Source organism: Nonomuraea sp. NPDC050310 (genome assembly GCF_040655795.1).
Taxonomy (GTDB): Bacteria; Actinomycetota; Actinomycetes; order Streptosporangiales; family Streptosporangiaceae; genus Nonomuraea.
The window spans coordinates 462,615-476,510 of record NZ_JBFAKP010000001.1 but is presented as its reverse complement, the minus strand read 5'-3'; the positions used below and the strand labels follow the sequence as shown (position 1 = coordinate 476,510).

The 13,896-nt window shown below is 71.4% G+C and carries 12 protein-coding genes; 4 read left to right on the top strand and 8 right to left on the bottom strand.

The window, feature by feature from the left end:
* Positions 1-19: 19 nt before the first annotated feature.
* From AB0I67_RS02390 to AB0I67_RS02380, 3 genes are all read left to right on the top strand, one after another.
* Entirely contained in the window at positions 20-388 is a 369-nt protein-coding gene (locus tag AB0I67_RS02390) for a MarR family transcriptional regulator (protein ID WP_357916300.1), read from the top strand.
* Between the two features lie 136 nt (positions 389-524).
* Positions 525-1,652, top strand: coding sequence for an alkaline phosphatase PhoX (locus AB0I67_RS02385; RefSeq protein ID WP_357916298.1), 1,128 nt, complete (start codon positions 525-527; stop codon positions 1,650-1,652).
* Between the two features lie 41 nt (positions 1,653-1,693).
* Positions 1,694-2,545, top strand: a complete 852-nt coding sequence (locus AB0I67_RS02380) for an SGNH/GDSL hydrolase family protein (RefSeq protein WP_357916295.1) — start codon at positions 1,694-1,696, stop codon at positions 2,543-2,545.
* On the opposite strand, the gene AB0I67_RS02375 is transcribed toward AB0I67_RS02380, so the two are convergent.
* From AB0I67_RS02375 to AB0I67_RS02340, 8 genes are all read right to left on the bottom strand, one after another.
* Positions 2,517-3,773 (bottom strand): helix-turn-helix domain-containing protein, encoded by a 1,257-nt coding sequence (locus tag AB0I67_RS02375; RefSeq protein ID WP_357916292.1) that lies wholly within the window; start codon positions 3,771-3,773, stop codon positions 2,517-2,519. The two genes, AB0I67_RS02380 and AB0I67_RS02375, sit on opposite strands and share 29 nt — an antisense overlap.
* Positions 3,774-3,833: 60 nt before the next feature.
* Positions 3,834-5,105, bottom strand: a complete 1,272-nt coding sequence (locus AB0I67_RS02370; protein WP_357916289.1) for a thymidine phosphorylase — start codon at positions 5,103-5,105, stop codon at positions 3,834-3,836.
* Positions 5,105-5,518, bottom strand: coding sequence for a cytidine deaminase (locus AB0I67_RS02365; RefSeq protein ID WP_357916286.1), 414 nt, complete (start codon positions 5,516-5,518; stop codon positions 5,105-5,107). Before AB0I67_RS02365 ends, AB0I67_RS02370 begins: the two co-directional genes overlap by 1 nt.
* Complete coding sequence (locus AB0I67_RS02360) at positions 5,518-6,777, bottom strand: ABC transporter permease (RefSeq protein ID WP_357916283.1); 1,260 nt, start codon at positions 6,775-6,777, stop codon at positions 5,518-5,520. The genes AB0I67_RS02365 and AB0I67_RS02360 overlap by 1 nt, the downstream gene beginning before the upstream one ends.
* Positions 6,774-7,934, bottom strand: coding sequence for an ABC transporter permease (locus AB0I67_RS02355; RefSeq protein WP_357916280.1), 1,161 nt, complete (start codon positions 7,932-7,934; stop codon positions 6,774-6,776). Before AB0I67_RS02355 ends, AB0I67_RS02360 begins: the two co-directional genes overlap by 4 nt.
* Positions 7,931-9,466 (bottom strand): ABC transporter ATP-binding protein, encoded by a 1,536-nt coding sequence (locus AB0I67_RS02350; protein WP_357916277.1) that lies wholly within the window; start codon positions 9,464-9,466, stop codon positions 7,931-7,933. The genes AB0I67_RS02355 and AB0I67_RS02350 overlap by 4 nt, the downstream gene beginning before the upstream one ends.
* Before the next feature lie 84 nt (positions 9,467-9,550).
* Positions 9,551-10,615 (bottom strand): BMP family ABC transporter substrate-binding protein, encoded by a 1,065-nt coding sequence (locus AB0I67_RS02345; RefSeq protein ID WP_357916274.1) that lies wholly within the window; start codon positions 10,613-10,615, stop codon positions 9,551-9,553.
* 163 nt (positions 10,616-10,778) lie between these two features.
* Positions 10,779-11,846 (bottom strand): BMP family ABC transporter substrate-binding protein, encoded by a 1,068-nt coding sequence (locus AB0I67_RS02340; protein ID WP_357916271.1) that lies wholly within the window; start codon positions 11,844-11,846, stop codon positions 10,779-10,781.
* 141 nt (positions 11,847-11,987) lie between these two features.
* On the opposite strand from AB0I67_RS02340, the gene AB0I67_RS02335 reads away from it, so the two are divergent.
* Positions 11,988-13,883 carry a Xaa-Pro dipeptidyl-peptidase gene (locus AB0I67_RS02335; protein ID WP_357916268.1) on the top strand — a complete coding sequence of 632 codons (1,896 nt, stop codon included), beginning with the start codon at positions 11,988-11,990 and terminating at the stop codon, positions 13,881-13,883.
* The last annotated feature ends 13 nt before the right edge of the window (positions 13,884-13,896 follow it).

Below are 13,896 nucleotides of genomic sequence, written 5' to 3'. Positions count from 1 at the left end.
TCGTGGTAACCTCCGCGTCATGAACGAGGTTGAGGCCTGGCGCGACGTGCTCGCCAAGCACGCCAAGACCATGTGCGCGCTCGAACGCGAGCTGGGCGCCAAGCACGATCTGGGCCCCAGCGAGTTCGAGGTCCTCGACCGGATCGTCTCGAACGACAAGTCCTACCGCGTGCAAGAACTCTGCCACGAGGTGCACCTCAGCCAGAGCGCCCTGTCGCGCGTCGTGGCCCGGCTCGAACGGGCCGACCTCGTCAGCCGCGACGTCTGCCCCCAGGACCGCCGCGGCGTCTCCGTCTGCGCCACCCCGGCCGGCCGCGCCCGCTACGCCGAGGCGCTGCCCACCTACCGCTCCGTGCTCGCCGAGATCTTCGAGTCCGAGTCGGTCTGACCGCTCCCAGGCCCCACGGTCCCCTTTGTGATGACTCACAAAGCTTGACCGATAGCTTTACCGTCCGGTCCAGTTCACAGCCGGACCCCCATGGCTCATCGTGAGGCTGCACCCGACCTCGACCAAGGGAGTCCCTGTGCAGCGCCGTACCTTCCTCGCCGGACTGGGGGCGGTGGCCTTCTCCGGAGCCGTGTGGCAGGAGGCCGCCCTCGCCTCGACCAGGGCGGGAGCCAGCCCCTACGGACCGCTGGGCGCGCCGGACGGCAACGGCGTCGCCCTGCCGGCCGGCTTCTCCAGCCGCGTCGTCGCCCGCTCCGGCCAGCTCGTCGGCGGCACCCTCTGGCACCCCGCGCCCGACGGCGGCGCCTGCTTCGCCGACGGCAGCGGCTGGATCTACGTCTCCAACTCCGAGATCCCGCTGGCCGGCGGCGCCTCGGCGATCAAGTTCAGGGCCGACGGCTCGATCGAGCGCGCCTACCGCATCCTGTCCGGCACCAACCTCAACTGCGCCGGCGGGCGCACCCCCTGGAACACCTGGCTGTCGTGCGAGGAGATCTTCCGCGGCAAGGTCTACGAGACCGACCCGTACGGCAACCGCGGCCCGCAGCAGCGCCCGGCCATGGGCAAGTTCAAGCATGAGGCGGCCGCCTGCGACCCCGACCGCCGCGTCGTCTACCTCACCGAGGACGAGAGCGACGGCTGCTTCTACCGCTTCGTCCCGGCCGTCTGGGGCGACCTGTCCAGCGGCCGCCTGGACGTGCTCTGCTCGACCGCCTCCGGCGGCGTGGAGTGGCGGCCGGTCCCCGACGCCACCCCCGGCGTCTTCCAGACGCAGACGCGCCACCAGGTGAGCGCCGCGCGCCACTTCGACGGCGGCGAGGGCTGCCACTACTCCGGCGGCGTCTGCTACTTCACCGCCAAGGGCGACCGCAAGGTCTGGGCCTTCGACGCCACCCGCATGACGCTCTCCCACGTCTACGACGGCGGCGGCAGCCTCGACGGCGTGGACAACATCACCGGCGTCGCCTCCGGCGACCTGTACGTCGCCGAGGACGGCGGCAACATGGAGATCAACATCATCACGCCGGACGGCGTCGTCGCCCCCGTCTTACGCCTCGACGGCCAGAGCCAGTCCGAGATCACCGGCCCCGCCTTCTCCCCCGACGGCACCCGCCTGTACTTCTCCTCCCAGCGCGGGACCAGCGGCGAGCGCGCCGGCACCGGCGGCATCACCTACGAGGTCACCGGCCCCTTCCGCCACTAGCCGCACGGAGTCACCCCCCACCCCCCGAAAGGAGCACCCGCGTGTTCCGTACGCTGCTCGCCGCCGTGCTGGTGCTGGCGACCCTGGCCCTGCCCGCCAGAGCCGCCACCGCCGGAGAGGTCTACGTCGCGCTCGGCGACTCGGCCGCCTCCGGCCCGCTCATCCCCAACCAGATCCTGCCCCAGCTCGGCTGCTTCCGCTCCGACCGCAACTACGCCCACCTCACCGCCCGGGCCATCGGCGCCGCCGTCCTCCGCGACGTCACCTGCTCCGGCGCCGAGACCGAGGACATGTACCAGCCGCAGAACACCGACCTCGGCGCGGTGCCCGCCCAGCTCGACGCGGTCAGCGCCGACACCACCCTGGTCACCGTGCAGATCGGCGCCAACGACGTGGGGCTGACCGGCTTCATCGAGGACTGCCTCAACCTGCTGCCGCCGCCGGTCGGCGACTACTGCTACGACGACTACCAGTCCGGCGGCCAGGACGAGTGGCGGGTCAAGACCGACGCGCTCCGCCCGGTGCTGGTGCAGCTCGCCGCCGACATCCGCGCCCGCGCCCCGCAGGCCAGGATCTTCGTCGTCGGCTACGCCACCTACGCCCGCGAGAACGGCTGCTACCCGACCGTGCCGATCCTGCGCCGCGACGCCAACTACATCCGCGCCACCCTCATCTACTTCAACCAGATGCTCGCCGAGCAGGCCGCCGCGGCCGGCGTCGGCTTCATCGACCTCCAGGCCCCCAGCGTCGGCCACGACCCGTGCACCGGCCCGAACACCCGCTGGATCGAGCCCTACATCCCCGCCAACCCGGCCACCCCGTTCCACCCCAACGCCAACGGCATGCGCGGCTTCGCCACCGCCGTCACAGCCGCCGTCTCGGGTGCCCATTGATCTTCGGTACGGCAGGCGGCCCGGCCAGGCGCCGGGCCGCCAGCGCCGCGCCGATCCGCTGCAGGTGCCCCGGATCGACCGGGTCCAGCCCGGTCAGCACCACCGCCCGGCGCAGCCGGTAGTCCACGGTGTTCGGGTGCACGTGCAGCAGCTCGGCCGTGCGCCGCCGATCGAGCCCGCTGTCCAGGTAGACCTTCAGCGTGCGCAGCAGGTCTGGGTAGTCGAGCAGCGGGTCCAGCAGCCCCGCCAGCGCCTCGGTCGCCTCGCTCGGCCGGGTGAGCTGGTACTCCAGCAACACGTCCGCCAGCCGGTACGCGCCGGGCGGCAGGTGGAAGAGCCGGACCACCTCCAGCACCTCGCCGGTCAGGTGCGCCGCCCCGGCGACCTCCGCCGCCGCGACCACCTCGGCCGCCGCCCACACCGGCGCTCCGGCCGCCTTGGCCGCCGCCGCGACGATCTCCCCGGGGACCGGCCCGGCCTCCTCCCCCTCGTGGGCCGCCGGGAGCGGGACGAGCACGTGGCCGCCGGTGCCGTCGAGGACCGACAGCACCTGCTCGGCGGCGTGGCGCTGGAGGGCGTGCCGTACGCGGTGGAGCTTGCGCCGGCCCGCGACCGCCGCGCCCGGCTCGGAGGAGCGCTCGTCCGGGTGCGGGCCGATGGCCAGCGCCAGCACCAGGTAACGCGGCGCCAGCCGTACCCCGGCCAGCGCCTCCTGGTCGCCGGCCAGCATCGCCGAGACGGTGGCGTGCATCGCGTGCTGCTCCTGGCTGAGCATGCCCTCGCGCTCCTGCACGTAGGCGGTGCAGACGGCGGCGGTGACCGCCTCGACGTAGACCAGCACCAGCCGGTTGGCGGCCAGCACGTCCGCGAAGTCGTCCGGCTCGGCCTCGGCGAACAGGTGCTCCCAGATGGTCCTGGCGCCCAGGTGGTAGGCGGCCAGCAGCGCCTCCAGCGGCACGCCCTCCTGCGCCCGGCGGGCCGCGGAGGTGCGCAGCGGGGCCAGCTCGGCGCGCGTGGGCGGGCGGCGGTCGCGGAACATGCGGCCGATCACCCGCAGGTTGTGCTCGACGATGCCGAGGATCTCGCCGTCGAGCTCCTCGCGCGGCAGCCGCCGGTAGATGGGGATCTGCTCGGCGAACGCCGTCACCAGCCGCCTGGCCAGCGCCCGCGTCTGACGTTCCAGCACCTCGTGCACGCGGCGCCCGGACAGGGTGAGCGGCTCGGCCATGCTCGAACCCTGCCAAAGGCGGCACCCGGCAGCAAGGGCCCCGGGCGCCGCCCGCGACGGTCAGGCGATGCGGTCGATCACCAGCGGGAGCTGCTCGACCGAGTGGGAACCGACCTCGTAGCCGCCCTCCAGCGCCTCCAGAGCGCGGGCGAAGCGGTCGGTCTCGTCGGCGTGCAGGGTCAGCAGCGGCTGGCCCGCCCGCACGATGTCGCCCGGCTTGGCGTGGAGCATGACGCCGGCGCCGAAGGACACCGGGTCCTCCTTGCGCGCCCGGCCCGCGCCGAGCCGCCAGGCGGCCAGGCCCACGGCGTAGGCGTCCAGCCGGGTCAGCACGCCGGAGGCCGGGGCCTCGACGGTCAGCGTCTCGGCGGCCCGCGGCAGCAGCGCGTCGGGGTCGCCGCCCTGCGCGCTGATCATCCGGCGCCAGGCGTCCATGGCCGAGCCGTCCTTGAGCGCCTCGGCCGGGTCCTTGCCGGAGACCCCGGCGGTCTCCAGCATCTCCCTGGCCAGCCGGACGGTGAGCTCGACGACGTCGGCGGGTCCGCCGCCGGCGAGCACCTCCACCGACTCCTCGACCTCCAGCGCGTTGCCGACCGCCAGGCCGAGCGGCCGGTCCATCGCGGTCAGCAGCGCGACCGTGCGCACGCCCGCGTCCTTGCCCAGCGAGACCATGGTGGTGGCCAGCTCGCGGGCGTTGTCGACGTCCTTCATGAACGCACCGCTGCCCACCTTGACGTCGAGGACCAGCGCGCCCGTGCCTTCGGCGATCTTCTTCGACATGATCGACGAGGCGATGAGCGGGATGGACTCGACGGTGCCGGTGACGTCACGCAGCGCGTAGAGCTTCTTGTCGGCCGGGGCCAGGCCGGAGCCGGCCGCGCAGATGACCGCGCCGGCCGAGCGCAGCACGGCGAGCATCTCCTCGTTGGACAGCGAGGCCCGCCAGCCGGGGATCGACTCCAGCTTGTCGAGCGTGCCGCCGGTGTGCCCGAGCCCGCGGCCCGACAACTGCGGCACGTACGCGCCGCAGGCCGCCACCAGGGGCGCCAGCGGCAGGGTGATCTTGTCGCCCACGCCGCCGGTCGAGTGCTTGTCCGCGGTCGGCCGGTCGAGCATCGACCAGTCCATCCGCTCGCCCGAGGCGATCATGGCCTGCGTCCAGTCGGCGATCTCCCGCCGGTCCATGCCGTTGAGCAGGATGGCCATGGCCAGCGCCGCCATCTGCTCGTCGGCGACCACGCCCTGGGTGTAGGCGTCGATCACCCACGAGATCTGCTCCGGCGACAGCTCGCCGCGGTCCCGCTTGCGGCGGATGACCTCGATGACGTCCATCAAATCCCCCGGGAAAGATCGTCGGGCCCGAAGGCGTACGGCAGGACCTCCGCCATCCGCTTCGGCCCGGCGGGGGTCTCCACGATCAACTCGGGCCCCCCGAACTCGAACAACAACTGGCGGCAGCGCCCGCACGGCATGAGCAGGTTGCCCGCCCCGTCGCAGCAGGTGAAGGCCACCAGCCGGCCGCCGCCCGACATGCGCAGCGCAGAGACCATCGAGCACTCCGCGCACAGGCCGAGCCCGTAGGAGGCGTTCTCCACGTTGCAGCCGCTGACGATGCGCCCGTCGTCGACCAGCGCCGCCGCCCCCACCGGGAACTCGGAGTAGGGGGCGTAGGCGAGCGCCATCGCCGCCCGCGCGGCCTCGCGCAGGGCCTCCCAGTCGATCCGGGGGTCGTTCCGCTCGCTCATCAGTGCCCCTGCCCGCGCCGGTACGGCAGGCCGTCGGCCGCCGGCGGCCGGAGCCGCTGGGAGGCCAGCGCCAGGACCAGCAGCGTGACGATGTACGGCGTCGCCGTGGTGAACTGCTCCGGCACGCTGTCGGTGACCTGGTAGAGCCAGAACACCAGCACGCCCGCCACCGCGGTGATCAGCGCCGGCACGTTGCGGTGCCGCTTGACCAGCAGGTAGACCGCCGCGCCCACGACCAGCAGCGACAGCGTGAACAGCAGCGCGTGCACCGAGGTGCCGCCCTGCCGCAACTGCAGCGAGTCGGTGTAGCCGAACAGCAGCGCGCCGCCGGCCAGCCCGCCGGGCCGGTAGTTGCCGAAGATCAGCGTGGCCAGACCGATGTAGCCGCGCCCGCCCGTCTGGCCCTCGCGGTAGATGCCCGCGGCGACCAGCGACAGGAACGCGCCGCCCAGACCGGCCATGACGCCCGAGACGATCACGGCGACGTACTTGTAGTAGTAGACGTTCACGCCGAGCGACTCGGCCGCCGTAGGGCTCTCGCCGCACGAGCGCAGCCGCAGGCCGAAGGCGGTGCGCCACAGCACCCACCAGGTCAGCGGCACCATCAGCACGGCCAGCAGGGTGAACCACGACACGTTCTGGGTCAGCCCGCGCAGCACCCCGGCCAGGTCGGACAGGAAGAAGATGTGCGTCTGCTCCAGCGAGCGCAGCGGTTCGCCGATCCCCGGGATGCTGAAGGTGCCCGGGCTGGGCAACCGTGGCGACTGGGTGTCGCCACCGCCGGGCAGGTCGGCGAAGACCGCCGCGGCGAGGTACTTGGCCGCGCCGAAGCCGAGGATGTTGATCGCCACGCCGGAGACCACGTGGTCGACGCCGAAGGTCACGGTGGCGACGGCGTGCAGCACCGCGCCGATCGCGCCGCCGATCGCGCCCAGCAGGATGCCCATCCACGGGCCCCACGTGACCGCGCCCCACGCGCCGAACCAGGTGCCGAGGATCATCATGCCCTCGAGGCCGATGTTGACCACGCCGGAACGCTCGGACCACAGGCCGCCCAGACCGGCGAGCCCGATCGGCACCGCCGCCGCCAGCATGGCGGCCATGGTGCCGCCGGAGGTGATGTCGTTGGCCCCGCTGACCACGCGGGTGATCGACAGCAGCAGGATCAGCGCGACCACGCCGCCCAGCACGATCGGCCAGGTCAGCCGGAACTTGCGCGGCTTCTTGACCGCGGCGAGAGCCTGGGAGGTGACGCTCACTTCGATGCCCCTTCCGGCGCGGGAGCCGCAGCCAGCTCTTTACTGACCTTCCGCTGCTCCGCCGCGATGCGGTAGCGGTGCACCAGCTCGTAGGCGATCACCACGGACAGCACGGTGATGCCCTGCATGATCTCGACGATCTCGGTGGGCACGTCGTGCAGGTCGAGGATCTGCGCGGAGTTGTACAGGAAGCCCCACAGGATGGCCGCGAAGGCGATGCCGACCGGGTTGTTGCGGCCCAGCAGCGCGATGGCGATGCCGGTGAAGCCCAGGCCGGCCGGGAAGTCGAGGCTGTAGGAGTAGGAGGAGCCCATCAGCTGCGGCATGCCCGCCAGGCCGGCGATGCCGCCGGAGATGACCATCGCGATGACCACCATGCGCTTGACGTTGACGCCGCCGGCGACCGCGGCCTCCTGGTTGAGGCCGGTGGTCCGCAGGTCGAAGCCGAAGCGCGTGCGGTTGAGCAGGACGTGGAAGGCGATGCCGAGCAGCGCGGCCAGGATGATCAGGCCGAAGACCTTCGACTCGGTGCCGGGGATCAGCGCCAGGCCGGGGATGCGGGACTCCTCGGGGATCGGCTTGGTGCCGATGTTGTTGCTGCCGGCCACGGCCACGCCGAAGACGTTGACCAGGAGGTAGGCGACGAGCGAGGTGGCGATGTAGTTCAGCATGATCGTCGAGACGACCTCGCTGACGCCGCGGTAGGCCTTGAGCAGGCCGGCGATGGCCGCCCAGAGCGCGCCGGTCGCCATGGCCGCGGCCAGGATCACCAGGGCCTGCAGCCAGCCGGGGAGCGGCAGGCCCGCGCCGCCGACCGCCGCGGCGATGATCGCGGCCACCCGGTACTGGCCGTCCACGCCGATGTTGAAGAGGTTCATCCGGAAGCCCAGCGCCACCGCCAGGGCCGAGATGTAGTACAGGGTCGCGCTGTTCAGCGTGAGCACCATCGTGCGCGGCTGCGTGCCGTACTCGACCATGAGCTCGAGCGTCTCCAGCGGCGGGTTGCCGGTGACGGCCAGGACGATCCCGGTGACCAGCGCGGCGAAGACGATGGCCAGCAGCGGCGCGGCCAGCGCCAGCCAGCCGGACAGCGTGACGCGGCCGAGCAGCCGGTTGACGAAGGTGTCCTTGACCACGGGCGAGGTCTTCTCGCTCATGCCGCCTCTCCCGCTCCAGTCATGGCCGAGCCCAGCTCCTCGGGGGTAACGGTCGCCGGGTCCACGTCGGCCACCAGGCGGCCTCGCAGGATCACCTTGAGCGTGTCGGACAGGCCGATCAGCTCGTCGAGGTCGGCGGAGATCAGCAGGACGGCCAGGCCGGCCGCCCGCGCCTCGCGCAGGTGGTCCCAGATCGCCGCCTGCGCGCCGACGTCGACGCCGCGGGTGGGGTGGGAGGCGATGAGGAACACCGGCTTGCCGCTCATCTCGCGGCCGACGATCAGCTTCTGCTGGTTGCCGCCGGACAGAGCGGCCGCCTTGACGTCGATGCCGGGCGTGCGGACGTCGTACTGCGCGACGATGCGCTCGGTGTCGCGGCGCGCTCCGGCCCGGTCGATCCAGGGGCCCTTGACGTTGGGCTTCTGGGTCTGGTGGCCGAGGATGCGGTTCTCCCAGAGCGCCGATTCGAGGAGCAGGCCGTGCCGGTGGCGGTCCTCGGGGATGAAGCCGATGCCCGCCTCGCGGCGCTTGAGCGTGGACCAGGCGGAGACGTCGGTGCCGTCCAGCGTGATGGCGCCGGTGGCGGCCCGCATGCCCATGATCGCCTCGACCAGTTCGGCCTGGCCGTTGCCCTCGACGCCGGCGATGCCGAGCACCTCGCCCTTGCGCACCTCGAAGGTGACGTCGTCGACCAGGATGCGGCCGTCGGCGGCGCGTACCGTGAGGTTGCGCGCCGACAGGGCGACCGTGTCGGTGACGGTCGACTCGCGCGTCTCGGGGCTGGGCAGCTCGCTGCCGACCATGAGCTCGGCGAGCTGGCGGGCCGTGACGTCGCGCGGGTTGACGCTGGCGACGGTGGTGCCCCGGCGGATGACCGTGATCGAGTCGGCGACCTTGAGCACCTCGTCGAGGTGGTGGGAGATGAAGATGATGGTGAGGCCCTCGCGCACCAGCTCCTTGAGGTTCTCGAACAGCTCGTCCACCTCGTGCGGCACGAGGACCGCGGTGGGCTCGTCGAGAATGAGGATCTTGGCGCCGCGGTAGAGGACCTTGAGGATCTCCACACGCTGCCGGGTGCCGACGCCGATCTCCTCGACCAGGACGTCGGGGTCGATGCCCAGACCGTAGGCGTCGGAGATCTCCTTGATCTTCCGGCGGGCCGCCGCGAAGTCGATGCCGACCCCGCCCTTGCGCGGCTCACTGCCGAGGATCACGTTCTCCAGCACGGTCAGGTTGTCGGCCAGCATGAAGTGCTGGTGGACCATGCCGATGCCGACGTTGATCGCGTCGGCGGGCGAGTGGAAGGCGACCTTCTCGCCGTTGACGCTGATGGTGCCCTCGTCCGGCCGTTGCATGCCGTAAAGGATCTTCATGAGCGTGGACTTGCCCGCTCCGTTCTCCCCGACGATGGCGTGGATCTCGCCTTTTTCCACGCTGAGGTGGATGTCGCGGTTGGCGACCACGCCGGGGAACCTCTTGGTGATCCCGACGAGCTCGACTGCTGGCTGGGTGCTGATGTCGGCCTCCCCCACTGGATGGCCCCGGCTTTCTGACTACAGACAGTAACCCAAAAGGCCCGGTGTGTCGGACACCGGGCCCTTGGCGATCAGGACGGATCAGGAACCGTTGGGAACGGTGATCTTCCCGTCGATGATCTGCTGCTTGTACTCGTCCAGCTTGGACTTGATGTCATCGATCTTGCCGCCGGTGACGGAGTAGTCGACACCGCCCGCCTTGAGGTCGTAGACGGTCGGGCCGGCCTTGACCGTGCCGCCGTTGAACGACTTCAGGAAGTCGTAGACCGCGACGTCGACCTTCTTGAGCATCGAGGTGATGATGACGTCCTTGACCGCGGCGTCGGCGGTCAGGGCCTGGTCGGAGTCGACGCCGATGGCGAACTTGCCCGCGGCCTTGGCGGCCTCGAACACGCCGCCGCCGGAACCGCCCGCGGCCTGGTAGACGATGTCGGCGCCACCGTCGAACATGCCCTCGGCCGCCGTCTTGCCCTTGGCCGGGTCGGCGAAGCCGCTGAAGTCCGGCGGCTGGGTGAGGTACTTGGTCTGGATCTTGATGTCGGCCTTGACGGCCTTGGCGCCCGCCTCGAAGCCCGCCTGGAACTTCTTGATCAGCGGAACGTCCACGCCGCCGACGAAGCCGACGTTGCCGGTCTTCGACTTGAGCGCGGCAGCGGCGCCGACCAGGAACGAGCCCTGCTCCTCGGCGAAGAGGAGGTTGGAGATGTTGGCGCCCTCGGCGGCGTCGTCCACGATGGCGAACTTGACGTCGGGGAACTCGCCGGCGACCTTCTTGACCGGGCCGGAGTAGGCGAAGCCGACCGCGATGATCGGGTTGAACCCGCCGGAGGCGAGCAGGCGGAGCCGCTCCTCCTTCTGCGCGTCCGTCTCGCCACCGGCCGCCTCGAGCTCCTTCGTCTCGAGACCGAACTCGCCCTTGGCCTTGTCGAGGCCGGCGGCGGCGGCGTCGTTGAACGACTGGTCACCGCGGCCGCCGATGTCGTAGGCCAGGCCGACCTTGGCGCCCTTCTTGTCGGGAGCCGGGGCAGAGGAGGCGGCACCCGGGGCCTGCGAGGCCTCGGTGGTGGTGCCGGAACCGCCGCCGCACGCGGCGGCGGCCAAAAGCAGAGCACCGGTCACGCCGGTGACGGCCAGTTTGCGGATCAAGTGGGAACTCCCCCTCCGTGCGCACTTCACGTCGCACGCGCGGAACGCACGGCAACTCTCACACTGGGAAGATATTCGTTCACCTGGAGTACTCCATACCCAGGCACAGGTCCGCAATAGGTCCGTTATGCACCTCAGTCCGGTCTGTGATTTCCTGCGAAGATCATCCGGTCGCGACCTTGATCTTGCCGTCGATGATCTGCTTCTTCAGATCGTCGAGCTGAGCCTTGATGTCGTCCACGTGCCCGCCGGTCGTCGCGTAGTCGACGCCGTTCTTGGCCAGGTCGTACATGACCGGCCCGGACTTCACCGTGCCCTTGATCGTGGAGTCGATGAAGTCGTAGACCGCGACGTCCACCTTCTTGATCATCGAGGTCAGGATGCGGTCGCGCACCCCCTCCGAGGCGGTGAGCGCCTGGTCGGAGTCGACGCCGATGGCCCAGCCGTTGGCCGCCTTGGCCGCCTCGAAGACGCCCGCGCCCGAGCCGCCGGCCGCCTGGTAGACGATATCCGCGCCGCCGTCGAACATGCCCTCTGCCGCGGTCTTGCCCTTGGCCGGGTCGGCGAAGCCGCTGAAGTCCGGCGGCTGGGTCAGGTACTTGGTCTGCACCTGGGCGTCGGCCTTGACGTGCTTGACGCCCTGCGCGTAGCCGGTCTCGAACTTCTTGATCAGCGGCACCTGCACGCCGCCGACGAAGCCGACGTTGTTCTTCTTGGTCTTCAGCGCCGCCGCGGCGCCGACCAGGAAGGAGCCCTGCTCGTCGGCGAAGACCAGGTTGGAGATGTTCGTCGCGGCGGCGTTGGCGTCGTCCACGATGGCGAACTTGGTGTCCGGGAACTCCTTGGCCACCTTGGTCAGCGGCCCCGAGTAGGCGAAGCCGACCGCGATGATCGGGTTGTACCCGCCGGAGGCGAGCAGCCGCAGCCGCTCCTCCTTCTGCGCGTCCGTCTCGCCACCGGCCGCCTCCAGCTCCTTGGTCTCGGCCAGGCCGAAGTCCTGCTTGGCCTTGTCCAGCCCCGCCGCCGCCTGGTCGTTGAACGACTGGTCACCGCGGCCGCCGATGTCGTAGGCCAGGCCGACCTTGAGGGAGGAGCCCGCCTTCCCGCCGCCGGACGCGGCCCCGGAGGCGGTCGGGCTGGAACCTGATGAGCCCGGGGTGTCGGATGTGCCGCCGCACGCGGACATGGCCAGGACGGCCGCGACAGCCAGAAGGCCGGTGATGGGACGCACGCTGTCTCCTTCGATAAGCCGTTACCCCAGATGAGTGACCGGCTTCCGGTCAGCACAACAGCGCGGTCAGGCAAAACGTCCACAAAGCAAAGATCTCTACTAGCATTTCTGGATATTTCGGCCTGCCTCGGGGAGCTTGCTTTGCGATGTTTCGCCCGGTTAGCCCTGGTCGGGGTCCTGGCCTTCTCCACCGCCTGCGCCGCCACCGCGCCCGCCGCCCGCACCCTCTCCGGCACCACCGGAGCCGTCCCGCCGGCCGGGGGGACCGGGGTGCCGCCGGGCACTCCCGCCCCGGCGCCGAGCCGGCCCGCCGGGCAGGTCCCGTCCGGTCTGCGCGTCGAGGACGGCGCCACCCAGCCCGTCACCACCCTGGCCGCCGCCCGCCACGAGCGCGTGCACGTCGAGGTCCCGGGCGTCGACAGCGACGCCGACGGCCGCCCTGACCGGGTCGAGGTCACCCTGGTCCGCCCGGCCGGCGACCTCGAGGCCGCCGCGATCATCACCGCCAGCCCCTACCTCGGCGGCGGCAACCGCGTCCGCAACCACGTCGTGGACGTCGACCGCACCGGCCGCCCGCTCAAGGGCCTGCGCGCCCCGCTGCAGTCCCCGCTCACCGCGTCCGAGCCCGACACCTACCTCGACGACTACTTCGTCCCCCGCGGCTACGCCGTCCTGCACGTCCGCCCCCTCGGTACGGCAGGCAGCACCGGCTGCCCGACCACCGGCGGCCGCCCCGAGGTCGCCGGCGCGAAGGCCGTCATCGACTGGCTGAACGGCCGTGCCCGCGCCTTCCGCGAGGACGGCTCCCCCGCCCGCGCCACCTGGGCCAGCGGCGACGCCGGCATGATCGGCGTCTCCTGGGACGGCACCATCCCCAACGCCGTCGCCGCCACCGGCGTCGAGGGCCTGAAGACCATCGTCCCGATCGCCGGCATCTCGAGCTGGTACGCCTACTACCGCGCCAACGGCGCGGTCACCGCCCCGGGCGGCTACCAGGGCGAGGACGCCGACGTCATGGCCGCCTTCACCCTCACCCGCAAGAACCCGCCGGCCGCCTGCACCCGGCTGATCGAGCGGATGACCCGCGACCAGGACCGCCGCACCGGCGACTACAACGACTTCTGGGCCGAGCGCGACTACCTCAAGGACGCCGCGAAGGTCACCGCGAGCGTCTTCGCCGTCCAGGGGCTCAACGACTGGAACGTCCGCCCCGATCAGGCCGTGTCGTGGTGGCAGGCGGTCCGTACGCCGCGGAAGCTGTGGCTGCACCAGGGCGCCCACCACGACCCGATGTCGTTCAGGACCGCCGAGTGGGTGCGCCAGTTGCACGCCTGGTTCGACCACTTCCTGTACGGGCTGGACAACGGGATCACCGCCGAGCCGCCGGTGGACGTCGAGACCGCGCCCGGTCGCTGGGACACGCACGGCGCCTGGCCGCCCGCCGGCGTGCGGACGCTCACCTTCCGTCCTTCCGGGGACACGCTGACCTCCGGACCGGCAAGGCCCGGCCGGGCCCGCTTCACCGACCAGAAGGCCCGCACCGCCGAGCAGCTCGTCACCCGGCTGACCCGGCGCGACCCCAACCGGCTGGCCTGGCTCACCCCGCCGCTGACCGAGCCGGTGCACCTGGCCGGCACCCCCGAGGTCACCACCGGCGCCGAGCGGGCCGGGCCCTCCCCCACGCTGACCGCGCTGCTCGTCGACCTGGGCCCGGGCCGACGCCCCACCGGCGAGCTCGAGCCCACCGGCAAGGAGCGCTGCTTCGAGCCCGAGGTCTGCCAGTACCTGTTCCGGTGGGAGACGGCGAACACGCCATGGAAGATCGTCTCGCGGGGCTGGACCGACGCCCGTTCCGGGACGGTCCGCTGGGCGCTCCAGCCGCAGGACCACGTGTTCGCCAAGGGCCACCGCATCGCCCTCGTCCTGCTCTCCACCGACCCGGAGTACACGCTGCGCTACCCGCCGGGCACCCGCGTCACCGTTGATCTCGGACAGACCTCGCTCCGGCTCCCGGTCTTGCCTGACGGCCGATCTTGACGGAGAGTGCAGT